This window comes from Mesorhizobium sp. WSM4312 (assembly GCF_002294875.1).
Lineage (GTDB): Bacteria > Pseudomonadota > Alphaproteobacteria > Rhizobiales > Rhizobiaceae > Mesorhizobium.
The window spans coordinates 327856-349267 of sequence record NZ_NSFU01000001.1; the positions used below are offsets into that span (position 1 = coordinate 327856).

Sequence of the window (21412 nt, forward strand, 5' to 3'; positions counted from 1 at the left end):
ATGCCTGCAACCTATCGACCGGAGACCGCGCCCTCGTGAAACGCTTTTTCAACCGCCTGCTGCCGAAATCCTGGCGCTCCACCGTCGTCACCATTCCGGTCATCCGGCTGCACGGCACGATCATGGCCGGCGGCCAGTTCCGGCAGAATCTGTCGCTGGCCTCGACAGCCGGCCTTATCGAGAAGGCATTTTCCTTCGATGCGCCGGCGGTTGCCATCTCGATCAATTCGCCTGGCGGCTCGCCGGTGCAGTCGCGCCTGATCTTCAGGCGCATCCGCGACCTGGCGGTTGAAAAGAACAAGAAGGTGCTGATCTTCGTCGAAGATGTCGCGGCCTCGGGCGGCTACATGATCGCGGTCGCCGGCGACGAGATTTTTGCCGATCCCTCCTCCATCGTCGGCTCCATCGGTGTGGTCTCGGCCTCGTTCGGCTTTCCCGAACTGATGAAGAAGATCGGCGTCGAACGCCGCGTCCACACCGCAGGCCAGAACAAGGCGGTGCTCGATCCGTTCAAGCCCGAGAAAAAGGAAGACGTGGAACGGCTGAAGGCGCTGCAGCTCGAGGTGCACGAAACCTTCATCGATCTGGTCAAGGAGCGGCGCGGCACGAAGCTGAAGGACGATCCGGATCTGTTCACCGGTCTGTTCTGGACCGGCAAGAAAGGCGTGGAGCTCGGCCTCGTCGATGCACTCGGCGACATGCGCACGGTGCTGAAGACCCGGTTTGGCGCGAAGACCCAGCTCAGGCTGATCACCGCGCCGCGCGGTTTCCTCGGTCGTTTCGGCCTGTTCGGCTCAAGCAAGGGCTTTTCAGCGCCCGATATTGCCGCCGCCGCCGCCAGCGGCGTCATCGATGCGGCGGAAGAGCGCGCATTGTGGGCCCGCTTCGGGCTTTGAAAACCGCGCAAAACCGTCTAGCATGAAGGCTTGAAGTCCATGCATGCCGTTTTTCCAAAACCGGACACAGTTTTGGGCGACATGCATCAACCGACCCGACCGGCCGCCTTCGCCGGCCCAGCGTGGTAGGAGTTGTGACATGCCGCAGATCATCTTCTTCGCCGTCGTTGGCGCCGCCGCCTATTTTGGCTACCGCACTTTCATCCGGGAAGCCGAGCGTGTGACGGCCAAGGTGCGGCGCACCGAAAAGCAGGCGGCCAATGGCGCGATGGGAACGCTGGTCAAGGACCCGAAGACCGGCGAATACCGGCTGGCCAAGGACTGAGCATCATCCCCTATACGACTGACGCCGTGGACACCGAGATCGGTTCGTGTATCTGGCACGCGCATGCCAAGATCAATCTGGCGCTGCACGTCACCGGCAGGCGTGCTGACGGCTACCATCTGATCGACAGTCTGGCGGTGTTCACACGCTTTGGCGACCGGGTCGAGATCGCGCTCGCCGATAACGATGATTTCACCGTGTCGGGCCGTTATGCGCCGGCGGTTCCGCTCGACGCCAGCAATCTTGTGCTCAAGGCCCGCGATGCCTTGCGACGGGAGGCTGACCCCTCACGGACCCCGCCCATCTCCATAAAACTCGAAAAGAACCTGCCGGTTGCCTCCGGCGTCGGCGGCGGGTCGAGCGATGCGGCGGCCGTGTTGCGCGGACTGGCGCAGGCATGGGCCTTGGATCTGGACGACGCCGGCTTGGCGCGGATCGGCCTTTCGCTTGGCGCCGACGTACCGATGTGCCTGGCGGCAAAGCCACTGGTGGCGCGCGGCATCGGTGACGAGCTGTCGATCGTACCGGACTTTTCGGCGCTGGGACTGGTGCTGGTCAATCCAGGCACGCCGGTGTCGACGGCGGATGTCTTCGCGGCCCTGTCCCGCCGCGACAACGAGCCCCTGCCGCCGCTGCCGCGCAGCATCGATTTTCACAGCCTGCGCAACTGGCTGGAGATTACCCGCAACGATCTGGAGCCGGCAGCCCTTGCGCTGCAGCCCGCAATAGGCAGGGCGCTGTCATGGCTCAACAAGGCCGGGTCGGGGTTTTCACGCATGTCGGGATCGGGCGCGACATGTTTCGGCCTGTTCGAGACCGGTAATGTCGCCAAGCGCGCGGCTGCCGAGATCCGCGGCCGCCAGCCCGACTGGTTCGTCGCGGCGACGCGCAGCATGCCATCGGAGGCTGAGTGACATGGCTGGTATCAACGAGAGCCGTTCCTTCATTCCGGTGCGTATCGCGGTGCTGACGGTTTCGGACACGCGCGGCCTTGCAGACGACAAATCCGGACAGACGCTGGCCGACCGCATCACCGAGGCCGGTCACATCCTGGCCGCTCGCGACATCGTCACCGACGACCGCGACAAGATCCGCGACACGGTGCTGGCATGGTCGCGGGACAAGGCCATCGATGTCGTCATCACCACCGGCGGCACCGGCTTTACCGGGCGCGACGTGACACCGGAGGCGCTGGAGCCAATCTTCGAAAAGCGGATGGACGGCTTTTCGGAAGTGTTCCACCGCATTTCCTACGACAAGATCGGCACCTCGACGATCCAGAGCCGGGCGACCGGCGGCGTCGTCAACGCCACCTTCGTCTTCGTGCTGCCGGGCTCGCCCGGCGCCTGCAAGGATGCCTGGGATGCCATCCTCAAGGGGCAGCTCGACTACCGCCACATGCCCTGCAACTTCGTCGAGATCATGCCGCGCCTGGACGAACATCTGCAGCGCGGGAAGTCGGCTCCGTAAGAGCTGAGGGCAAAGCCCGGGTTTCACGCCGCGCTTGGAAGGCAGAACGGCGTCAGTGCCTTCGAAAAGCCATTCCAAACCGGATGCCGGAGAAAGTACCTTCTCGTGGAAGGCCGATCACGACCCAGGAAGATACGATGAACGAGCATGCCGGCGGGTGCCATTGCGGCAACATACGACTTCGATTTTCAACCAATATCGACCCCTCGCAAATCGAGGTCCGCGCCTGCCAATGTTCGTTCTGCACCAAACATGGCTCGCGCGCCGTCGCCGATCCGGACGGCAGGCTGACCGTCTTGATCAAGGACGAAGCCCAATTGCACAGATATCGGTTCGGCCTGCGTACAGCCGACTATTTGATCTGCCGGGACTGCGGTGTCTACGTCGCGGCGATCACCACCGATGACGGTGATTCAAGGGCGATCGCCATCGTCAATGCCCTGGACGACCGGTTGAAGTTCAGCCGCGAACCAGTCGCCATGGACTATGATGCCGAGAGCAGGGAAAGCCGCATTGCCCGGCGACAGGTGCGGTGGATGCAGGTGGAGATCCGGTTCGCCTTTACCGAATAACCGGTTCGCCATGAAAGCGCCGGCGCGAGGGGCGTGAGACGCCGAAGCCGACTTCCATCATCAGCCGCGGCGTGCGCGTCGGCACGGTGCCCATGTGAAAGCCGAACGGATCCTCGACGAAGCCGAGGCCGGCTTCGCCGGTCAGCGTCACCGGGCTGTGCTCGCCATAGACGTCCAGCACCTCCTGGGCGGGATGGCCGACCAGCAGGGTCAACTGATGCTTGATGGCGCGGCGCCTGTGGCTGCCCCTGACATAGACATGCGGACCGGTGTCGGCATCGACCGGGTTGAGGTAGAAGAAGAACTTCAGCATGCGCCAGTCGTCGAGGTCGAAATGATACTTGCCGAGCGAGGCAAGGTTCTTGTCGGCGTCCGAGGCCTTGCCGGTCGGAAAGCTCCACCAGACGCGCGTCGTGATCAGTTTCGCCTGAGCGCCGAGATAGTGCGCTGCAATGTCGAGAAGCAGCGGATCGCGCTGTATGGCGAGTGCCGCCGGGCAGTCGAGGATGCGTTCGAAATAGTGCCCGCTGAGCAGAGAGCGGCCCAGGCGTTTCTCGGCCTGCGCATGGTCGCCCGGCATGAATTCGAGACGGCGGTCGAAATTGCCGAAGCAAGGGGTGTGCCCGGCGAAATCCGCGATCTCTTCATGGATCTCCGGCGGCAGGACGAGGCCTGAAAACAGGCCGTCGGAACGCAGCGCATCGACCACCGCCGCCCGCTCGACACCGGAAAACATCGTATCCCCGACATTGTCGGCAGGACGGGCGCGTTTTGCGGCCAGCCAATGCATCCGACGCCCGGGCATGGTGCGCGCCAGCATGAACATCGGCAGCCAGGCCGGGTTTTCGCGCAGGTCCGTGAGATAGGTCGGAATGCGCACGGCAATACGCCGCAGCAGGCTGCCATTGCGCGCAATGGCTTCGAGACTGTCAGCACCGGAATTGTCAGGGGTTGAAAGCGTCATCGGGTCCTCTTCTTTGAGGGTGACACCGATGCCGCATCGGTGCCCACCACTCGCATGACCCAAACCCAATTCACCCACCTCGGGAAAGGCTAACCGTGCGTCAGATTTTGTGCAATGCACAATGAGCAGAGCAGGTGCAAAAAATCACTTCGGCGCGCGGTGTTGCTGCTTCGGCGGCGCCACCCAGATCTCGGCCTCGAGCTTCTTCGTCGCAAGGCCCCGCGCCAGCGCCTCGGCGCTGCTGGCACTCTTTGACAGCGATGCGGCCTGGCGCTTGCTGATCACCAGCCCGTCGGCGAGCGCACGGTTTCCCGAAAAGACCCTGGCCAGGAAAGGCGTGCGGCTGCCCCGCGCGCGCGAAAACCGCGCCGCCATGGTTTGCCTCGCCGTGTGGGCGACGACCGCGTCGGTCCAGCCCTCCACCAGCCGCGCGCCCGGCTCCAGCAGCAACAGCCAATCACCCTTGGCCTGCCTTATCCCGGCGGCGATACCGCCGCTTGCCACATAGTGGCAGCCGGCATGGTCGGCGACATGATGCGTCTGGTCGTTGGAGCCGGTGTCGCAGACGACAACTTCGCGCACCACGCCCTCGACCGCGCCGCCAATCAGCGAGCCAAGCGTGCGGGCGAGAGCCTCCTCGTCATTGCGGGTTTCGATGAGAACACTGAGCATATTTAGCCGAATAGCGGAAAGCCGCGCACAGCGCCAGTTTTTGCGGCGCAGCATAAAAAGTTCTTGCTTTGTTCTCGTCGGCAAAATAGGAATAATTTCATGAACAGAGCGATTCGACACAACATGGACAGTCCCTGGGAGCGGGCCAAGATGGAACCGATCGTGCGTGCCGACATTGCAGCCTTCGGGGCAGGACGAGCCGAAATGGCCAATGCGATGATCGAGCAGAGTGGAATGCGCATCCGTCCGGACCGCAATCGCGGACGGTCGGCGGGCATCAATCCGTCCGGCCGCTTCGAACCGGTCAGCCGGCATGTCTTCGACGATGGCTGGAGTTCGCTGGAGGAACTGCCGCCGTTCAAGACCGAAGTGCAGGTGGAAAAGCCGCGCACCATCATCACCCGCAACGAATCGCCCGACATCTCCTTCGACCGGTCGATCAACCCCTATCGCGGCTGCGAACATGGCTGTGTCTATTGTTTCGCGCGGCCGACGCACGCCTTCATGGGCCTGTCGCCGGGACTGGATTTCGAATCCAAGCTGTTCGCCAAGCCGGATGCGGCGCGGCTGCTCGACAAGGAACTGTCCAAGGACGGCTACCAGCCGCGCACCATCGCCATCGGCACCAACACCGATCCCTACCAGCCGATCGAGAAACAGTACCGGATCATGCGCGAGATCCTCGAAGTGCTGGAAGCGCGCGGCCATCCGGTCGGCATCGTCACCAAATCCGCCCTGGTGACGCGCGACATCGACATATTGTCGCGCATGGCCGAACGCGGACTGGCCAAGGTGGCGCTGTCGGTGACGACCATGGACCGCATGCTGGCCAGGACGATGGAGCCCCGCGCGTCGACGCCGACCAAGCGGCTCGAAGCGATCCGGCAACTCTCTGACGCCGGCATTCCGGCTTCGGTCATGGTGGCGCCGATCATCCCCGGCCTCACCGACCAGGAGATGGAGCGGATCCTCGATTCGGCCTACGCCGCCGGTGCGCGCGAGGCGGGTTATGTCGTGCTGCGCCTGCCGCTGGAGGTCAGCCCAATCTTCAAGGATTGGCTGCTGCGCCACTATCCCGACCGCTATCGCCACGTGATGTCGCTGATCCGGTCGATGCGTGACGGCAAGGATTACGATTCGGAATGGGGTAAGCGCATGAAGGGCGCCGGACCCTACGCCTGGCAGATCGGCCGGCGATTCGAGATCACCGCCAAGCGGCTCGGCCTCAATATCGAACGGCGCACGCTGCGCACCGACCAGTTTATCGCCGCCGGAAAGGACCAGGAGCAGTTGATGCTGCTCTAAGACTGCAATTCGCGGCGGCGGTTTGAGCTGCCACGGCGCACAAAATCCCGTCCGGCCTGCCCCGGCCTGCAGACGGTGCCCTCCCGGTCCGGCGCCCCACCCGACCCGGAGGGACTTGCGGAGAATCGGAGCCGATGCGAACCTCGCCGCAACATGGCTCGCGCGCGTTCCGATTCTCCGCTTCTCTTCGAAATCGTCGAGAAACCCGATTTCTCCTTCGAAACGAAGGCGATGGCCGACGGGTTGTGGCCGGTCGCCGGGATGGACGAGGCTGGCCGCGGTCCTTTGGCCGGACCGGTGGTCGCGGCAGCGGTGGTGCTCGATCCCGCCAACATCCCTGAAGGCCTAGACGATTCCAAACGTCTCAGCCATTTGCAGCGCGAGGCGCTGTTCCTGCGCATTCTCGGCTCCGCGCAGGCGGTTTCGATGGCGTCGATCAGCGCCGAAGGCATCGACGGCAGCAATATCCTCAAGGCCAGCCTCGAGGCGATGCGCCGCGCTTTGGTCGGGCTGTCGGTTCGCCCGAAGCTCGCGCTTGCAGACGGCCGCGACGTGCCGCCCGGACTGCCATGCGATGGACGCGCGCTGATCAGGGGCGACCAGCGCTCGCAGTCGATCGCCGCCGCCTCCATCGTTGCCAAGGTGATGCGCGACCGCATGATGTGCGGCTGCGGCAGCCACCACGACCGCTACGGCTTCGAGGTCCATATGGGCTACGCCACGGCCCGGCACCGCACGGCGATCGAGACGCATGGCCCGGTGGCACGGCTGCACCGCGTTTCGTTCGCGCCGTTCAGGCTGGGCGGGGCTGAGGTGGTTGAGGAAGAGAGCCTTGCCGGGCTGGATTGAGCCGACAGCGACATAGCTGATCTCCCCCCTTGTGGGGGAGATGTCCGGCAGGACAGAGGGGGGCGCTGTCCCGCCGGGATATCGATCGATCCTACTCGGCTTCCTGAACATCTCCAGCCTAAGGCGGATTCAAAGTTGGCCAGAGGCAACCAAGGCCGGCATTCTTTGGCGCCCCCCTCTGCCCTGCCGGGCATCTCCCCCACAAGGGGGGAGATCGGCAGCGTTGGCCTCGGCGCTGAAACAAAAAAGGCCGCCAGGTTGCCCGGGCGGCCTTTTGATATCGAAATGTCAGCTCAGTTCAGCTTGGCCTTCACATCCGCGAGCGAAGCCTTGAACAGGTCGGCTCCGGCCTTGACGTCGACCTTGGCGGCGAGCAGCGCGCGGGCGGCTTCGACGGCGATGTCGACGGCGCTTGCGCGCACCTCGGCGACCGCGTCACGCTCGGCCTGACCGATCTTCTGCTCGGCAAGTGCCGTGCGCCGGGCGACATAGTCTTCGGTCTTCTTGTGCGCTTCGGTGGCGAGCATTTCGGCTTCGCGCTTGGCGGCCGCGACAATGTCGGCTGCCTCCTGCTCGGCTTCCTTGCGCTTCTTCTTGTACTGGCCGAGCAGTTGCTGGGCCTCGTCGCGCAGCTTGCGTGCCTCGTCGAGTTCGCTGCTGATCCTGGCAGCGCGGGCGTCGAGCGCCTTGGCGATAAGACCGGGCACCTTGATGTAGATGGCGACGCCCAGGAAGATGATCAGGGCAATCGTGGCCCAAAGCGTTGCGAGAGATGTAGCGTCCATGATGCGCTCCTCACCGGGCCACGGATTTGACCGCGGCCGCGATCTCGGCCTTGCTGGCCTTGCCGCCGACCAGGGCCTCGACGATCGCCGAGGCAGTGTCCTCGGCGATGCCGCCGACTTCCTTCATGGCGTTGGCCTTGATGGATGAAATGCGCGCCTCGGCCTCGCCAAGCTTCTCGTCTAGCGCGGCCTCGATCTTCTTGCGCGCGGTCTCGGCTTCCGCCTTGGCCGCATCCGCGGCCTGCTGGCCGATCGAGTTGGCGTTCTTCTTGGCTTCGGCCAGTTCCTGCTCGTAGGCAGCAACGGCGGCGTCGGCCTCGCCCTTCAACTTCGATGCCTGATCGAGGTCCTGGCTGATGCGATCGTTACGGACATCGATGATGCCGCCGACGCGCGGCACCACGACCCGCTTCAGGAAGAGGTAGAACAGCCCAAAAGTGATTGCCAGCCATAGAAGCTGCGACGGGAAGGTCGCAGGATCGAAGGGCGGAAATGCGCCATGCGCTTCGGCAGGCACGCTGGTAGCGGAGTTCGTATCGGCTCCGGTCGCGGCATGGCTGGTATCGGCTGATGGCGCGGACTCTTGCGCGAAGGCAGATGTCACGAACATGGACTATCCCCAGATATCAGGCCCGCCGCTTGCGCGGCCGGCCTGTCCAATCTTCCCAAAGCCTGGCTCAGCCGAACAGGGCCAGCAGCGCGATGAGAAGCGAGAAGATGCCCAGAGCTTCGGTCACGGCGAAGCCGAAGATCAGGCGGCCGAACTGGCCATCAGCAGCCGACGGGTTGCGCAGCGCGCCCGACAGGTAGCTGCCGAAGATGTTGCCCAGGCCAATGCCCGCGCCACCCATGCCCAGGCAAGCGATGCCGGCGCCGATGTACTTTGCTGCTTCTGCGTCCATTTGTTCAACTCCTTTGGATCTGAAATTCCGTTGCGTTTCCATCCGGCGCCAATGTCCTTGGGCCGGAAACTCTTCCTCAATGCCCGGGATGCAGGGCGTCGTTGAGATACATGCAGGTCAACACCGCGAAGACGTAGGCCTGCAGGAAGGCGACCAGCAATTCAAGCGCCGTCAGCGCCACCGCCATGGCCAGCGGCAGGACCGAGCCCGCGACGCCGACCGCGCCGAGCGCGGAGAGGCTGACGACGAAGCCTGAAAACACCTTCAGGGTGATGTGACCGGCAAGCATGTTGGCAAACAGACGAACCGAGAGGCTGACGGGGCGCGAGACGAAGGAGATGACTTCGATCAGTACCACCAGCGGCAGCAGGAACACCGGCACGCCATGCGGCACGAACAGTTTCAGAAAGCCGAGGCCGTGCTTCATGAAGCCGTAGACCACCACGGTTCCGATCACCAAGGCGGCGAGGCCGAAGGTGACGATGATGTGGCTGGTGACGGTGAAGAAATAAGGAAACAGGCCCAGCAGATTGGCGACCAGCACGAACATGAACAGCGAGAACACGAAGGGGAAGAACTTCATGCCCTGCGTGCCGGCGGCATCGCGCAACATGTTGCCGACGAATTCATAGGCCATCTCGGAGATCGACTGCAGCCGGCCGGGAACCAGGCTGCGGCTCGATGTCGTGAGGAACAGGAACGCGGCTGCGACGACCACGGTCGCGACCATGAACAGTGCCGAATTCGTGAAGGACAGGTCGTAGCCGCCGATGTTAATCGGAACCAGCTTGATGATATGGAACTGGTGGATCGGATCGACCTTGTCAGCTGCCACGTTCTAACCCCGTCAATGCCGCGTACGGCCAAATTACCATTGCCGCGTGAGGGCGGCTATTTCCGAATGCCGCCTGAAAGGCGGTCATTTGCTGTCGTCCCGGCCAGAGCGTGATTTGTCGCCCTGTCCGAATTCTGCCACAACGCCTGCCGAACGCATGACATTGAGCACGCCGGCGCCAAAACCAAGCAGCAGGAAAACGATCAGACCCCACGGCGATGTCCCCGCCATACGGTCGATGATCCAGCCGATGCCGGCGCCCACCACCACGCCAGCGATAAATTCACTGGAGAGTTTGACCGCCTGGCCATATCCGGCCGCACTGCCCGCTTTCGCGTCGTCTTTCCCCTCGAGCCGGTTCGGCAGCCTTGTCGCAAGCGATGCTTCAAGTTCACGCCGACGTCGCTCAAGATCGTCGTCGCGGATGTCAGGTTCATGCTGCTTGCCGCGGCCGGTTTCTCCGGTTCCGTCTGGCCTGTTTTTATCGGCCATCGCAACCCCCCTGCCCGGTCAGACCGTCACCGTCCGTCCGCTTCTAAAGTCGCCGGCAACATAGTTAGAGGGTTTGCGCCCGTCAAGCCACGGGCGGAAGATCATTGCCATGTATTTTAAGCAATAAAATCAATTAATTAGCGAGGTGCGACATCGTGCCCGCCGCGATGATGGGGATGCGCTGCGCGAATCCTCCCGGCAATGGCTGCCTGGTCGAGCCTGCGGCCGATGGAAAAGACCATCGGCCGGCGAGCTCTCAACTCCAGCCGCCGCCATAGGTGCGGTAGAAGATGTGCAGGCCGATCTTCGTCATCTTCTGCATGGTGCGCGCCCAGCCCGGATGGACATATTGGGCATAGTAATGCGTCGACGATCCGACCTCGGCAATGAATATCTTGCCGGCGGTGACGGCCATGGCGATATCCTGCGCGGTCTTGTAGGCGGCCGGGCTGTCGATGCGCTTCTTCCTGCCGTCGCAGGCGAAGGAGAACTGGCAGCGGTTGAACCAGCTGTCGTTCTGATAGACGACGCCGCAGATCGAATTGGGATAGGCCGGATTGCGCACGCGGTTGAGGATGACCTGGGCAACGGCGGCCTGGCCGCGAACGGATTCGCTGCGCGCCTCGAAATAGATGCCGTTGGCCAGGCACTTTTGCTCAGGCTTGGAGAAGACGCTGGCCGGCAGCGGGTTCTGGATCCACCAATGGTCGCCCTTGGCCATCGGCGGAATGAAGCGGCCGCTGTTGGGCTGTTCGTCCTGCAGCAGGGCTTCGAAGGGCGAGGCCTTGGCATAGTCTGGCTCGGATTGCGCATAGGCCGTCGCCAGAACATCGGGATGTTCGTTGTTGACCAGGGCGGCAAGCATGGCCGGCACGCCGGGATCCGGCTTCTTGTCCTCACGCGCATGGAATTCCGCGGCGATCTGGATTTCCTTGCCTTTGATCTGCGGCTTGGCAAAGGCCATTTTCAGGCCGCCGTCCATGCTCGGCCGCATCAAGGAGGAGGTCCGCTGGAAGATCGAACCGGCGTTGAAGTTCTTCGGCGGCGCAACGGGCGACACCTGGACGATGCGGCCCTTCTTGTCGGCGCGCACCACGCGGTCCTCGTCGGGCGAGCCGCTGACCTTGCCGCCCTTGCCGCGAAACGAAACGTTGCCGACGCCAGCCAGGTGAATACCCGATCCGGAGATCGAGCCGGTGACGTCGGAATCGACGAAGGGCATCTCGGCGGCATGGGTCGAACCTGCGACGGATCTCTCGACATAGGAATTCCAGCGCGCGGTCGGCGATTCGAGGCCGGAAACGAGGCTCGTCATGTCCTGGTAGGCGGCGACGGTCGGGAAGCCGATCCAGATGCCGAGGCCGATGATGAAAGGAGACACAAAATTGCGTTTCTTCTCACCGGCGGCGGCAGCAAGCCGCTTCAAGACGCGTCGATGCACGGAACTCTCTCCAGGAACGCTACTGACCCCACTGGAGAGCAAAATGATGCATTAACCTTGATGGGACGTTAACGGGATCGATCGGGTTTTCTCAGTCGGCTCAAGGTCGTGATTTGGAAGTCGGGCGGTTTTGCGGCCGGACGTTCAGGCCGGCCGCAGGAAGACCGGCCAGGCGACCAGCGCGCAGATGGCGGCCGACAACCATACGCCTGACCATGACCAGAGGTGCAGCAGCCCGGGGATGGCCACCGGCACCAGGAAGAAGCCGACGAAGACGAAGGTGTTGGCCAAGCTGAGCGCGGTTCCGACATGGCCGGCGCCGGCCAGCGTGGCAAGCTCGGTATAGGCGACGCCGTGCCAGGCGGAAACCGAGATACCCGCGACAATCAGCACCAAGGGAAGGACGGCAATCAGCAAGGACTGGCCGCCCGGCAATGTGGGGCTGGCCATGACCATCAGCCAAAGCACAGAGAAGGCCAACCCGCTGAGCGCACTGCATGCGCGCAGAAGCTGGCGGCGGTTGCCATGGCGATCGGTGAAGCGGCCGCTCCAGACGCGCATGACCATGGCGCCGATCTGCACGGCGGCGAGGCTCGCGCTGATCGCCGCCGTCCCCAGCCCGACGAAGTCGTGCAGGAAGACCGATGCGAAGGTGAGCACGGCCACCTGCGGGAAGCAGAGCAGGCCGATGGCGGTGGCGATGCGCCAGACCTCGATGTTGCGTAGCGGCGCCGGTCCAGCCACAGCCGACGCGACGACGTGCCCCGCCGTCGGCGGCTCATGCAGCCAGCGCCAGGCAAACAGCGCCGAGAGAGCGGAGGCGCCGGCCAGCAGCGCGAACACCGCGGCAAAGCCGAAAGCCAAGGCGAGCGAAGGCAGGACAAGCGCGCCCAGGCCGCCGCCGAGCGGCACCGCCGTCTGCCTTATGCTCATGGCGAAACCGCGCTCGTCTTCCTGGAACCAGCCCATAATGGCACGGCCGCTCGAGCCATTGACGCTGCCGCCGAGCAGGCCGGTGAGGAGCAGGCTTGCCGGCAGGAGCATGACATCGGGAACGCCTGACCTTGTCGGCACGACGAGCATGGCCATGGCAAGGAGCCAGGCCGCCGTCGCGCCAAGCCCGATCAGCAGCACGCGGCGGTCGCCCCAGCGATCGGTGAGCAAGCCCCAGGGCAATTCGCTGAGCGCAACCCCCAGGCCGAGAAGGCCGAGTGCCAGGCCAAGTTCGGCATTGCTCAGGTGATAGCCCTGACGAAGCACGACCGCCGTTGCCGGTATGCCGGAAAAGGTGGCCGAGAAGCTGGCGTTCGCAGCGACACCGATGCCCAGGACCTTCCAGCGGTGGCCAGGGCTGAATACCCTTCCGGCAGGGCCGGCACCACTGCCTCCCAAGCGTTTTTGCGTGTCTTGGTCGGTGCAGTCGACGATGGCGGACATGGTTTCATTCCCGTGGTGGTCCAGTCGCGTGGATCTTGACGGCATTTCCCTAGCGCCATAAGTTCATCCTTAAAATCAGGAAGTTTTTGATTATTGATCCTGAAAAACAGGACGTTTCCATGCGACGCGTGACCTTCGACCTCGACGTTCTCCGCAGTTTCGTCACCGGCATGGAGCTGGGCAGCTTTGCCAAGGCGGCCGACCGGCTTGGCCGGTCGACCTCGGCGGTCAGCGCGCAATTGAAGAAACTGGAGGAGCAGGCAGCGACGCCGATCTTCCGCAAATCGGGGCGTGGGCTGGCCTTGACGGACGCCGGCGAGACCATGCTCGGCTATGCGCGGCGGCTGCTCGAGCTGAATGACGAGGCGGCGGCGGCGATCCATGATGTCGAACTGGAAGGCTGGGTGCGGCTCGGCCTGCAGGAGGATTTTGGCGAAGCGGTGCTACCGGATGTGCTCGGTCGCTTCGCCCGTGCCCACCCCAAGGTCAAGATCGAGGCCAGGATCGCGCGCAGCCACGAGCTTGCCGAAAGGGTGATGTCAGGCAGCCTCGACATCGCGCTCGCCTGGCATAGCGGCCAGACGCTGCCCTACAGCGAGCATGTCGCCGATGTTCCCATGCGCTGGATCGGCCCGGCAAGGCGCATCGAGACCAGCCTGCGCGACGGCGAACCGCTGCCCCTGGTGGCGCTCGAGGCGCCATGCCTGTTGCGCACGGTTGCGACCGAGACGCTCGATCGCGCCGGGCTGCCCTGGCGCATGGCCTTCTCCAGCCCGAGCCTCGGCGGCATCTGGGCGGCCGTGGCGGCTGGCCTGGGGCTGACGATCCGCACCGATGTCGGCCTGCCGGCCAGCGTCAGCGCGATGACGCCGGAGATTGCCGGTCTGCCGGCACTGCCCAAGATGGCGCTCTTTCTGCACCGCCGGGATGCCGAACCCGAGCCGGTGGCGGCCCGCCTCGCCGCCATATTGCTGGAGGCGGCGCGGCAGGCCTTGCCGGGCAATGCGAGGACTACCGGCCTGCGTGCGGTCGCCTGATCGGACGAGCACTGAGGCTCAGCCGCGTTTCTTGGCCCGGCCGGCGAACGGATTGTCGGAGGTGCGCAGCGCAATGCGGATCGGCACGCCCGGCATGTCGAAGGCTTCGCGCAGGCTGTTGGAGAGATAGCGCACATAGGATTGCGGCATCGCATCCGGACGCGAGCACTGGACCACGAAGCCCGGCGGCCGGGTCTTGGCCTGGGTGACGTACTTGACCTTGAGCCGGCGCCCGGCAACGGCGGGCGGCGGATGATGCGCCAGTATGGCTTCGAGCCAGCGGTTGAGCTTGCCGGTCGAAACGCGGCTGTTCCAGACCTTGTGGGTTCTGAGAACCGCATCCATCAGCTTGTCGAGGCCGCGCCCGGTCTCGGCCGAGACCGGCACCGCCTGGATGCCGCGCACCTGCGGCAGCAGCCGCTCGGTCTTCTCGCGCAGTTCCGCCAGCAGTTCCTGCGGATGATCGATGAGGTCCCATTTGTTGAAGGCGATCACCGGCGCCCTTCCCTCGCGGATGATCAGGTCGGCGATCTGCAGATCCTGCTTCTCGAAGGGAATGGTGGCATCGAGCACGATGATGACGATCTCGGCGAAGCGGATGGCGCGCAAGCCGTCCTGCACCGACATCACTTCCAGCTTTTCGTGGATCCTCGCCTTGCGGCGCATGCCGGCCGTGTCGAACAGCTTCAGCCGGCGGCCGTGCCAATCCCAGTCGACCGAGATCGAATCGCGGGTGATGCCGGCTTCTGGTCCGGTCAGCAGCCGCTCCTCGCCGATCAGCGCATTGATCAGCGTCGACTTGCCGGCGTTCGGGCGGCCGACGACGGCGATGCGCATCGGCTTGGTGTCGTCGTAAGTGTGCACATCCTCGGCGTCAGGGTCGGCAATATCCTCGCCGATCAGCACCTCGGTGGCGGCGATCTCGTCGTCTTCGCCCCCTTCGTCCTCACCGAAAGCGCGCCCCTCGCCAAGTGCCGCGATCACCGCATCGCGCAGATCGGGCATGCCTTGGCCATGTTCGGCGGAAACCGGGATCGGCTCGCCAAGTCCAAGCTCCCAGGCTTCCAGCATGCCGCCCTGCGCGCCTTTGGCCTCGGCCTTGTTGGCGACCAGCACGACCGGCTTGCCGGACTTGCGCACGATCTCGGCGAAGGTTCTGTCATCCGGCAGCAGGCCGGACTTGGCGTCGATGGTGAAGAAGATCAGGTCGGCTTCGTGGATGGCGATCTCGGTCTGCACACGCATGCGGCCGGGCAAGGTCGATGCGCCGGCGTCCTCGAAACCGGCGGTGTCGATGACGTCGAAATGCAGATCGTAAAGCTTGGCGGCATGGACGCGACGGTCGCGGGTGACGCCCGGCGTGTCGTCGACAAGCGCCAGCTTCCTTCCCACCAGCCGATTGAAAAGGGTCGATTTGCCGACGTTAGGTCTGCCGATGATGGCGACTTTGAAGGTCATACGGTCCTACAATCATGCATGTCGTTGTCCCAAAACCGCTGCACACTTTTTGGGCGACATGCATTTACGAGGCATTGCCCGAGCCGCGGATCAGCTCGGACATCAGCGTTGCCCGCTCGCGGGTGTTGCGCGGGGCGCCGTCATCGGCGGCGATCTGGTCGAACAGCTTCAACGCGTCCTGGGTCTTGCCTTCCTTCCAGGCGGCAAGGCCGAGCGCCTCGCGCGCCGCGTGGCGCAGCGTGTTGGTGTCCGACGTCAACGCCTCGACGCGGCTGGACACGTCGGCGAAGGAGCCGTGGTCGACGAGCAGCAGCGCTGCCCTGAGCCGCGCCATGTCGCGAATGCCCTGGGGGATGGCGGTGTCGGCGGCGACATCGTCGAAATCCTTGACGGCGGCAGCAGCGTCGCCCTTGCTCGCCTTGACGGTGGCGGCACGCATGCGGGCAAGCAGCGGATAGGCGCCGTAGCCATCCTTTTCCAGCTGATCGAGCGCGGCCAGCGCCTCGTCGTTCTTGCCGTCATTGGCCAGCTTCAGCGCCTGCGAGAAGGCATCGCCGGAGCGGTTGGCGCGCGTCTCGTCCCAATAGCGATAGCCGACGAAGGCGGCGGTGCCGAGCACCACGAGGATGGCGATGACGAGCAAGGCCGGGCCGAAACGGTCCCACAGCTTCTGCGCCTGCTCGCGACGCATCTCGTCGTTGACTTCACGGATAAAACTGTCGTCGGACATCAATCAAAACCATTCCTGCCCCGGGCCGGGGCGGTTCATGAGCCCGCGTTTTAGCGAAATTTTGTCGGCATGGAAGGGGTTCGGCCTGAAAATCGCCTATTCCCACCGGGCAAACGGATCTTTGCCCAGGCAAACCGGCAGAAAGCCCAATCGCACCCATGCCACATTTCGGGGATAGCCGGCTTGCTGACCGCCCGGAGCCTGTAAGTTTGCCGATGCCTTGTTTGTCCCGCGTTGCCGCGTTTTCGCTTGTCTCCCTCGCCACCGCCGGCGTGGCCCTGGCCGATCCGCCCGCGCCGCCAATGCCGGCAAAACCGAAGCAGATGGTGATCATCTCCTTCGACAGCGCCCGCGACTTCTCGCAGTGGAAGCGCAGCCGGGCGCTGGCGCAGCGCACCGGCGCGCATTTCACCTATTTTCTCTCCTGCGTCTTCCTGCTGTCGCAGGAGACACGCCAGGAATACACCGCACCAGGCAAAACGGCCGGCAAATCCAACATCGGCTTTGCCGCTTCCAAGCAGGAAGTGGCCGAGCGGCTCGAACAGATCGGCCTCGCCGCGCATGAAGGCCACGATATCGCCAGCCATGCCTGCGGCCATTTCGACGGCAAGGACTGGAGCAAGGCCGACTGGCTGAAAGAATTCGCCTCGTTCGAACACATTTTCGAGAACGCCTATGCAATCAACGGCATCGCGCCCGAACCCACGGGCTGGCGCGACTTCGCACGGCATGCCGTGATCGGTTTCCGCGCGCCGTATCTGTCGGCCAGCAAGGCGCTTTACGAGGCCTTGCCCGCCGCCGGCTACGAGTTCGACGCCAGCGGCGTCTCGCAAGGTCCTGCCCAGCCGCCGACCGTCGGCGGCATCACCCGCTTTTCACTGCCGCAGATCCCGGAAGGACCGAAATCCAGGCCGGTAATCGCCATGGATTACAATCTCTATGTCAGGCATTCCGGCGGTTTCGAGCGGCCGAGCATGGCGGACGAGTTCGCTAACCGGACCTATCAGGCCTTTCGCGCCGCCTTCGACGCGCAGTATCAGGGCAAGCGCATTCCGCTGGAACTCGGCTTCCACTTCACGCTGATGAATGACGGCGCCTACTGGAACGCGCTGGAGCGCTTTGCCGGCGAGGTCTGCGTCAAGGCCGATGTCGAATGCATCAGTTTTCGCGACTACGTTTCGCGGCAGGCTGCCAGCCAGAAGCAGGCCTCGGTTGGCGGCTGAGCCGCCAACCTGGTTCGATTTTCAGACCGCAGTTTTAGGCCGTGTCCTTGACACCCTGCCCTGCCAAATAGCGCTGGTCGATATCAGGCAGCGGCTCTCCTTGCAGCGTCGCCTCAAAGGCGCGCAGGCGTTTGTAGATCGAGATCAGTTCCACAATAGTTGGCCAGGCGGTGACAAGATATTGGAACGAGCTGGAAACCTGGCCAAAGGCAGTGCTGATCTGCTGCCATATACCCATGGTGATCTTGCCAGCGGCGATGGTCGGAATGAGGATAACGCTGGAGAAGATCGCATCGGCCTGGCCGAAGCCGGCCCGGAAGATGTTGAAATAGGCATAGTGAAAATAGTAACGAAAATACGTGCGCCGCACGTTTTGGAACAACTCGCCCAGGGTGAGTGGCGTGGCTCGGTTCGGATCATCCTCGCCATAGACGAGTTCCTTACGGTAGGCGGCTTCCACCCGCTGGTTGCGAAACTCCATGCCGGGCAGTTTGATGCCCGCGACGGCCAGTAGAACCGTGCCGAATATTGACCATACCAGCGCGGCGATCACCAGCGAATGAGGAATTGGGCCGATCAGCGGCAGCTCGGTGATGTGAGTCGAGAGGGTATCGAGCACCGGCAGGAACGCGATGAGCGTCAGGAGCGAATCGGCGAATGCGACGCCCAATGACTCCATGGTGGTGGAGAAACGCATTGTGTCTTCCTGGACACGCTGCGAAGCGCCTTCGATGTGGCGCAGCCTCGGCCAATTCTGGACATAGAATTCGTTCATCGCAGTGCGCCAGCGAAAGATGTAGTGGCTGACAACGAAACGCGTTACGACGAAAAGCGAGATGAACATCAAGCCGATCAAAGCGTAGATCGAGAACAGACTGTAAAGCTCCGCGGCCGACACCGAAGCTGGTGTGGTTAGCGCCTTCTGAAAAAGATCAAAGAATGGGCCGCGCCAATTGTTCAGAGCTACATAGATCTGCACGTTTATGTAAGTCGAAAAGAGTATGAACGCGGATACCAGGATAGACCAATTCTGCCAGGGATGGGGTGCATAGAAACGCCAGAACAGATAGAAAGCGGCCAACATCACCGCAAAATAAATATAGAACCACAGGAATGGCGGCGACCAAAACATCGGCACGCCCAGAATGGGCGGCGCAGCGGGCGCTGCTGGCGGGAAGCCAAGGTGCGCTCCCAACTGCTGGCCACCGAAAAACCAGAACAGGATTGCGGCAAGGCTCCAGATGGCAGCCGAAGAAAAGAAGAGCTTCGGCTGCGGGAAGAAGGATACGAACACTGTGGCGAATTCCTTGCTTGGTGGGCAAATCAGCTGACTTCGGCGGGCATAAGGTCACACATTAGTGGGAAAGAAAATGCCTGCCCCGATGCCCGGCGCAGAGCAAGACCACAAATCATGGCGATTTTGGCACGGCCGACCATGTGATGGCGCCGGAGACCACCAGCATGGCCGCGGCGACGATCGAAGCGAGGAAGAAATCGCCTGACATCTGCGCCAACAGGCCGGCGGCGATCGGGCCGATGATCTGGCCAAGGCCGAACGACGCCGTCATCAAGGCAAAGATGCGCCGGGGCGCCTGCGGCGCCTGCTGCCGCGCGGCCTGCAGGCCAAGCGCGGTGATGGCGATGAAGGTGCCGCCGAGCAGCAGACCGCCAAGCAGTGGTCCTAAATATCCGCCAAGCGCCACGCTGGCGGTGACGCCGATCACTTCTATGAGACATGCCAGCGCATAGGCGGCGTTCAGCCCGACCCGCCCGGCTATCTTCTGCCACAGCCAGGCCGAGGGAAAACCGGCAAGACCGGCGACCAGCCAAACCATGGCCTCGAAGACCCGGCCGCCGCCGCCCTGGCGGACGATGGCGACCAGGAACGTCGCCGTCACCACATAGCCAAAGCCAAACAGGCCGTAGGCGATGATGATTTTCATCAGCGACCGGTCTTTCGGCAGCGCCGGTTCACGGACGGCTTGGCCGTTTGTGAGCGGGCCTTCGTTCGCCAGCAGCGCCACGACCACGAAGCCACAAGCCGAAATTGCCGCCGACCACAACCAGCCCGCGGCCCAGCCGGCATGCTCGGTCACCAGCCCCGCCATCATCACCGCGGAGATCGCGATGCCGAGGCCGACGCCGCCAAAATGCCAGGCCTGCAGGTCGCCGCGACCGGCGGCATTGATATGGCTGAAAACGATGCTGGCCATGAAGACCATGACGAAGGCGCTGGCCAGACCGGCCAGAAAGCGGATGAGGAGAAAGGCGGCCATGGCGTCGGTCAGCCCCATCAACGCGGCAAGGATGGTGCTGGCGCCAAGACCGCCCAGCATCAGCACACGCTCGCGCCCATGCGCCCAGCCGCCCGCCGCCACAAACGCGCCGACGAGGTAGCCGAGATAGTTGGCGGACGCGATCCACCCGGCGTTGGCCGGCGACAGATGCAGCTCCTCCATCATGCCGGGCAGGATCGGCGTGTAGACGAAGCGGCCGATGCCCATGGCCACCGCCATCGCGATCATGCCGGCGAGGGTGAAGCGCAGTGCTGTTGAGGTGGCCGATCTCATTGCAGCGCACAATAAATGCAGGGATCGCTGAAACAATCCGCCATCCGTTGGGCCAGTGCGCGCAGAGGCGCGACCGGTTCGACTTCAAGTCAAGCCGAAGGCGCGTCGTCGGCTCAGCAGCGCCCACCCAAACCGGCGTGCAATGAAGCGGTCTCGTGCACCGTTCGCCGCGCCGTCAGCCTGAACGGCACGTCGCCCAATTCACGCTCCGACATGGTGTTCAGCACAGGATGCGACAGCGGATCGGTCAGCCAGGTCTGCGTGTCGCTTTGCGCGCGCGACCCGGACGGCGTGCCCGCAGCAAACAGAACCTTCAGTGACGACAACAGCCTTAACATTTGAGCCTCCTCGGATCTGGCTCCCATCGACAAAGTCTGCCGTTCCCTCGCGTCTTTCAATTGAGATTTCAGCCGGACCAGTTTAGAAAATCTCAAATGGCCATGCTTAACCGCGTTCATCTCAACGGCCTTCGTGCCGTCGAAACCGTTGCCCGTCTCGGCTCGCTAGCGGCGGCCGCCGGTGAGCTCAACGTTTCCGTCAGCGCCGTCAGCCAGCAGATAAGCCGCACCGAAAAGCAGCTCGGCCAGGCGCTGTTCGAGCGCACGGCGAGCGGTCTGGTGCTGACCGAGTTCGGCGCCGTCTTCGCGACCCGCCTCGGGGCTGGATTTCGCGAGCTTGCCCAGGCCGTGGCGCTGGCCGACGAAGCGAGCCAATGCACATTGGTCGTCTCGGCAGCGCCAGCCTTCGCTTCGAAATGGCTGCTGCCCAGACTGTCGCGCCACTTCGACCGCCATCCCAACGTGCTGTTGCGCATCGACGCTTCGGTGCGGCTGGCCAATCTCGACCATTCCGACGTCGACATCGCCATCCGGCTTGGCGACGGCAAATGGTCCGGCGGGCGGGCTGAACTGCTCCTGGCGCAGGAAGTGTTCCCGGTCTGCGCACCCGACATCGCCCGAAAACTGAAATCGATCGAGGACCTTGCGCAGACCTGCGCCATCACCGACGAGCGGGCGATGATCAACTGGGAGAGTTGGTTCGCGGCGGCCGGTGTTGCGCCCGTCACCTTCCAGAAAGGCGCGCGCTTCACGGACCCGATGCTGTGCCTGGAATCGGCGATCGCCGGCCATGGCGTGATGCTGGGCTGGCAGTTGCTGACGGCGGATGCGCTGGCCGACGGGCGGCTGGTGGCGCCGTTCAGCATCCGCGCCCAGAGCGGACTCGGCTACTGGCTGGTGACCGCGTCGGCCAAGACGGAGAGCCGCAAGGTCCGGGATTTCAAGGCTTGGATCAAGGAAGAGATCGAGGCGACGATGGCGCAGTTCGGATCACTCGAAAGCGCGGCATAAAGCCTGTCCCATCCCGATGGAATCGGGATGAGGCTCTGTCGCTTTTGGCGGACCATGATCTTTTTTCGAAAACCGGTGCCCGCTTTTGGGGGCCATGGCC

At 63.6% G+C, this 21412-nt stretch carries 24 protein-coding genes; 10 read left to right on the forward strand and 14 right to left on the reverse strand.

Annotation, left to right across the window (positions count from 1 at the left end):
- The first annotated feature begins 35 nt into the window (after positions 1-35).
- The 5 genes from CK228_RS01540 (at position 36) to CK228_RS01560 (ending at position 3263) form a co-directional block, all read left to right on the forward strand.
- On the forward strand, positions 36-896 hold the full coding sequence (locus CK228_RS01540; RefSeq protein WP_095786637.1) for a S49 family peptidase: 861 nt from the start codon (positions 36-38) through the stop codon (positions 894-896).
- A gap of 139 nt (positions 897-1035) precedes the next feature.
- Positions 1036-1221: a membrane protein gene (locus CK228_RS01545; RefSeq protein WP_019856933.1), complete on the forward strand. Its 186-nt coding sequence runs from the start codon at positions 1036-1038 to the stop codon at positions 1219-1221.
- Positions 1222-1247: 26 nt separating this feature from the next.
- Complete coding sequence (locus CK228_RS01550; protein ID WP_095786638.1) at positions 1248-2135, forward strand: 4-(cytidine 5'-diphospho)-2-C-methyl-D-erythritol kinase; 888 nt, start codon at positions 1248-1250, stop codon at positions 2133-2135.
- A 1-nt stretch (position 2136) separates the two neighbouring features.
- Positions 2137-2691, forward strand: coding sequence for a molybdenum cofactor biosynthesis protein B (gene moaB / locus CK228_RS01555; RefSeq protein ID WP_095786639.1), 555 nt, complete (start codon positions 2137-2139; stop codon positions 2689-2691).
- 137 nt (positions 2692-2828) lie between these two features.
- The gene (locus CK228_RS01560) at positions 2829-3263 is read left to right on the forward strand and encodes an aldehyde-activating protein (RefSeq protein WP_095786640.1); all 435 of its coding nucleotides are present in this window, start codon (positions 2829-2831) and stop codon (positions 3261-3263) included.
- On the opposite strand, the gene CK228_RS01565 is transcribed toward CK228_RS01560, so the two are convergent.
- Both CK228_RS01565 and CK228_RS01570 read right to left on the reverse strand, forming a co-directional pair.
- Complete coding sequence (locus CK228_RS01565) at positions 3253-4227, reverse strand: hypothetical protein (protein WP_095786641.1); 975 nt, start codon at positions 4225-4227, stop codon at positions 3253-3255. The two genes, CK228_RS01560 and CK228_RS01565, sit on opposite strands and share 11 nt — an antisense overlap.
- A gap of 144 nt (positions 4228-4371) precedes the next feature.
- Positions 4372-4899: a glycosyltransferase gene (locus CK228_RS01570; RefSeq protein WP_095771078.1), complete on the reverse strand. Its 528-nt coding sequence runs from the start codon at positions 4897-4899 to the stop codon at positions 4372-4374.
- A 150-nt stretch (positions 4900-5049) separates the two neighbouring features.
- On the opposite strand from CK228_RS01570, the gene CK228_RS01575 reads away from it, so the two are divergent.
- Both CK228_RS01575 and CK228_RS01580 read left to right on the forward strand, forming a co-directional pair.
- Positions 5050-6204, forward strand: coding sequence for a PA0069 family radical SAM protein (locus CK228_RS01575; RefSeq protein ID WP_140888035.1), 1155 nt, complete (start codon positions 5050-5052; stop codon positions 6202-6204).
- A 153-nt stretch (positions 6205-6357) separates the two neighbouring features.
- Positions 6358-7053: a ribonuclease HII gene (locus CK228_RS01580; protein WP_095786643.1), complete on the forward strand. Its 696-nt coding sequence runs from the start codon at positions 6358-6360 to the stop codon at positions 7051-7053.
- A gap of 293 nt (positions 7054-7346) precedes the next feature.
- Here the strand turns inward: CK228_RS01580 and CK228_RS01585 are convergent, their stop codons facing one another.
- The 7 genes from CK228_RS01585 to CK228_RS01615 form a co-directional block, all read right to left on the reverse strand.
- A complete protein-coding gene (locus tag CK228_RS01585; protein ID WP_019856926.1) occupies positions 7347-7838 on the reverse strand; it encodes a F0F1 ATP synthase subunit B in 492 nt (163 codons plus the stop codon).
- Positions 7839-7848: 10 nt separating this feature from the next.
- Positions 7849-8448 (reverse strand): F0F1 ATP synthase subunit B, encoded by a 600-nt coding sequence (locus tag CK228_RS01590; RefSeq protein ID WP_095786644.1) that lies wholly within the window; start codon positions 8446-8448, stop codon positions 7849-7851.
- A 67-nt stretch (positions 8449-8515) separates the two neighbouring features.
- Complete coding sequence (locus CK228_RS01595; RefSeq protein WP_013896722.1) at positions 8516-8740, reverse strand: F0F1 ATP synthase subunit C; 225 nt, start codon at positions 8738-8740, stop codon at positions 8516-8518.
- Between the two features lie 76 nt (positions 8741-8816).
- Positions 8817-9575 carry a F0F1 ATP synthase subunit A gene (locus CK228_RS01600; protein ID WP_019856924.1) on the reverse strand — a complete coding sequence of 253 codons (759 nt, stop codon included), beginning with the start codon at positions 9573-9575 and terminating at the stop codon, positions 8817-8819.
- Positions 9576-9659: 84 nt separating this feature from the next.
- Positions 9660-10067, reverse strand: a complete 408-nt coding sequence (locus tag CK228_RS01605) for an AtpZ/AtpI family protein (RefSeq protein WP_095786645.1) — start codon at positions 10065-10067, stop codon at positions 9660-9662.
- A gap of 256 nt (positions 10068-10323) precedes the next feature.
- Positions 10324-11508, reverse strand: a complete 1185-nt coding sequence (locus CK228_RS01610) for a cell wall hydrolase (RefSeq protein WP_095786646.1) — start codon at positions 11506-11508, stop codon at positions 10324-10326.
- Between the two features lie 144 nt (positions 11509-11652).
- Positions 11653-12945, reverse strand: a complete 1293-nt coding sequence (locus tag CK228_RS01615; RefSeq protein ID WP_095786647.1) for an MFS transporter — start codon at positions 12943-12945, stop codon at positions 11653-11655.
- 119 nt (positions 12946-13064) lie between these two features.
- Between CK228_RS01615 and CK228_RS01620 the strand changes: the two genes are divergently transcribed.
- A complete protein-coding gene (locus CK228_RS01620; RefSeq protein ID WP_095786648.1) occupies positions 13065-13982 on the forward strand; it encodes a LysR substrate-binding domain-containing protein in 918 nt (305 codons plus the stop codon).
- An 18-nt stretch (positions 13983-14000) separates the two neighbouring features.
- On the opposite strand, the gene der is transcribed toward CK228_RS01620, so the two are convergent.
- Both der and CK228_RS01630 read right to left on the reverse strand, forming a co-directional pair.
- The gene (gene der, locus CK228_RS01625) at positions 14001-15440 is read right to left on the reverse strand and encodes a ribosome biogenesis GTPase Der (protein ID WP_095786649.1); all 1440 of its coding nucleotides are present in this window, start codon (positions 15438-15440) and stop codon (positions 14001-14003) included.
- A gap of 64 nt (positions 15441-15504) precedes the next feature.
- Positions 15505-16170, reverse strand: coding sequence for a tetratricopeptide repeat protein (locus tag CK228_RS01630; RefSeq protein WP_095786650.1), 666 nt, complete (start codon positions 16168-16170; stop codon positions 15505-15507).
- 215 nt (positions 16171-16385) lie between these two features.
- On the opposite strand from CK228_RS01630, the gene CK228_RS01635 reads away from it, so the two are divergent.
- A complete protein-coding gene (locus CK228_RS01635) occupies positions 16386-17393 on the forward strand; it encodes a polysaccharide deacetylase (protein WP_095786651.1) in 1008 nt (335 codons plus the stop codon).
- A gap of 34 nt (positions 17394-17427) precedes the next feature.
- On the opposite strand, the gene sbmA is transcribed toward CK228_RS01635, so the two are convergent.
- From sbmA to CK228_RS01650, 3 genes are all read right to left on the reverse strand, one after another.
- Positions 17428-18687 carry a peptide antibiotic transporter SbmA gene (sbmA, locus tag CK228_RS01640; protein WP_095786652.1) on the reverse strand — a complete coding sequence of 420 codons (1260 nt, stop codon included), beginning with the start codon at positions 18685-18687 and terminating at the stop codon, positions 17428-17430.
- A 115-nt stretch (positions 18688-18802) separates the two neighbouring features.
- Positions 18803-19963 (reverse strand): YbfB/YjiJ family MFS transporter, encoded by a 1161-nt coding sequence (locus tag CK228_RS01645; protein ID WP_095771089.1) that lies wholly within the window; start codon positions 19961-19963, stop codon positions 18803-18805.
- A gap of 113 nt (positions 19964-20076) precedes the next feature.
- On the reverse strand, positions 20077-20301 hold the full coding sequence (locus CK228_RS01650; protein WP_095771090.1) for a hypothetical protein: 225 nt from the start codon (positions 20299-20301) through the stop codon (positions 20077-20079).
- A 96-nt stretch (positions 20302-20397) separates the two neighbouring features.
- Here CK228_RS01650 and CK228_RS01655 point away from each other — a divergent pair, with 96 nt between their 5' ends.
- A complete protein-coding gene (locus CK228_RS01655; RefSeq protein ID WP_095771091.1) occupies positions 20398-21312 on the forward strand; it encodes a LysR substrate-binding domain-containing protein in 915 nt (304 codons plus the stop codon).
- The last annotated feature ends 100 nt before the right edge of the window (positions 21313-21412 follow it).

Excerpts from the sequence above, each read along its gene's own strand:
- CK228_RS01605 (WP_095786645.1), bottom strand. The coding sequence starts at position 10,067 with ATGGCCGATAAAAACAGGCCAGACGGAACCGGAGAAACCGGCCGCGGC.
- CK228_RS01630 (WP_095786650.1), bottom strand. The coding sequence starts at position 16,170 with ATGTCCGACGACAGTTTTATCCGTGAAGTCAACGACGAGATGCGTCGC.
- CK228_RS01570 (WP_095771078.1), bottom strand. The coding sequence starts at position 4,899 with ATGCTCAGTGTTCTCATCGAAACCCGCAATGACGAGGAGGCTCTCGCC.
- moaB (WP_095786639.1), top strand. The coding sequence starts at position 2,137 with ATGGCTGGTATCAACGAGAGCCGTTCCTTCATTCCGGTGCGTATCGCG.
- CK228_RS01560 (WP_095786640.1), top strand. The coding sequence starts at position 2,829 with ATGAACGAGCATGCCGGCGGGTGCCATTGCGGCAACATACGACTTCGA.
- CK228_RS01565 (WP_095786641.1), bottom strand. The coding sequence starts at position 4,227 with ATGACGCTTTCAACCCCTGACAATTCCGGTGCTGACAGTCTCGAAGCC.
- CK228_RS01575 (WP_140888035.1), top strand. The coding sequence starts at position 5,050 with ATGGAACCGATCGTGCGTGCCGACATTGCAGCCTTCGGGGCAGGACGA.
- der (WP_095786649.1), bottom strand. The coding sequence starts at position 15,440 with ATGACCTTCAAAGTCGCCATCATCGGCAGACCTAACGTCGGCAAATCG.
- CK228_RS01545 (WP_019856933.1), top strand. The coding sequence starts at position 1,036 with ATGCCGCAGATCATCTTCTTCGCCGTCGTTGGCGCCGCCGCCTATTTT.
- CK228_RS01635 (WP_095786651.1), top strand. The coding sequence starts at position 16,386 with ATGCCTTGTTTGTCCCGCGTTGCCGCGTTTTCGCTTGTCTCCCTCGCC.
- CK228_RS01590 (WP_095786644.1), bottom strand. The coding sequence starts at position 8,448 with ATGTTCGTGACATCTGCCTTCGCGCAAGAGTCCGCGCCATCAGCCGAT.
- CK228_RS01655 (WP_095771091.1), top strand. The coding sequence starts at position 20,398 with ATGGCCATGCTTAACCGCGTTCATCTCAACGGCCTTCGTGCCGTCGAA.
- CK228_RS01585 (WP_019856926.1), bottom strand. The coding sequence starts at position 7,838 with ATGGACGCTACATCTCTCGCAACGCTTTGGGCCACGATTGCCCTGATC.
- CK228_RS01650 (WP_095771090.1), bottom strand. The coding sequence starts at position 20,301 with ATGTTAAGGCTGTTGTCGTCACTGAAGGTTCTGTTTGCTGCGGGCACG.
- CK228_RS01645 (WP_095771089.1), bottom strand. The coding sequence starts at position 19,963 with ATGAGATCGGCCACCTCAACAGCACTGCGCTTCACCCTCGCCGGCATG.
- CK228_RS01580 (WP_095786643.1), top strand. The coding sequence starts at position 6,358 with ATGGCTCGCGCGCGTTCCGATTCTCCGCTTCTCTTCGAAATCGTCGAG.
- CK228_RS01615 (WP_095786647.1), bottom strand. The coding sequence starts at position 12,945 with ATGTCCGCCATCGTCGACTGCACCGACCAAGACACGCAAAAACGCTTG.
- CK228_RS01620 (WP_095786648.1), top strand. The coding sequence starts at position 13,065 with ATGCGACGCGTGACCTTCGACCTCGACGTTCTCCGCAGTTTCGTCACC.
- CK228_RS01595 (WP_013896722.1), bottom strand. The coding sequence starts at position 8,740 with ATGGACGCAGAAGCAGCAAAGTACATCGGCGCCGGCATCGCTTGCCTG.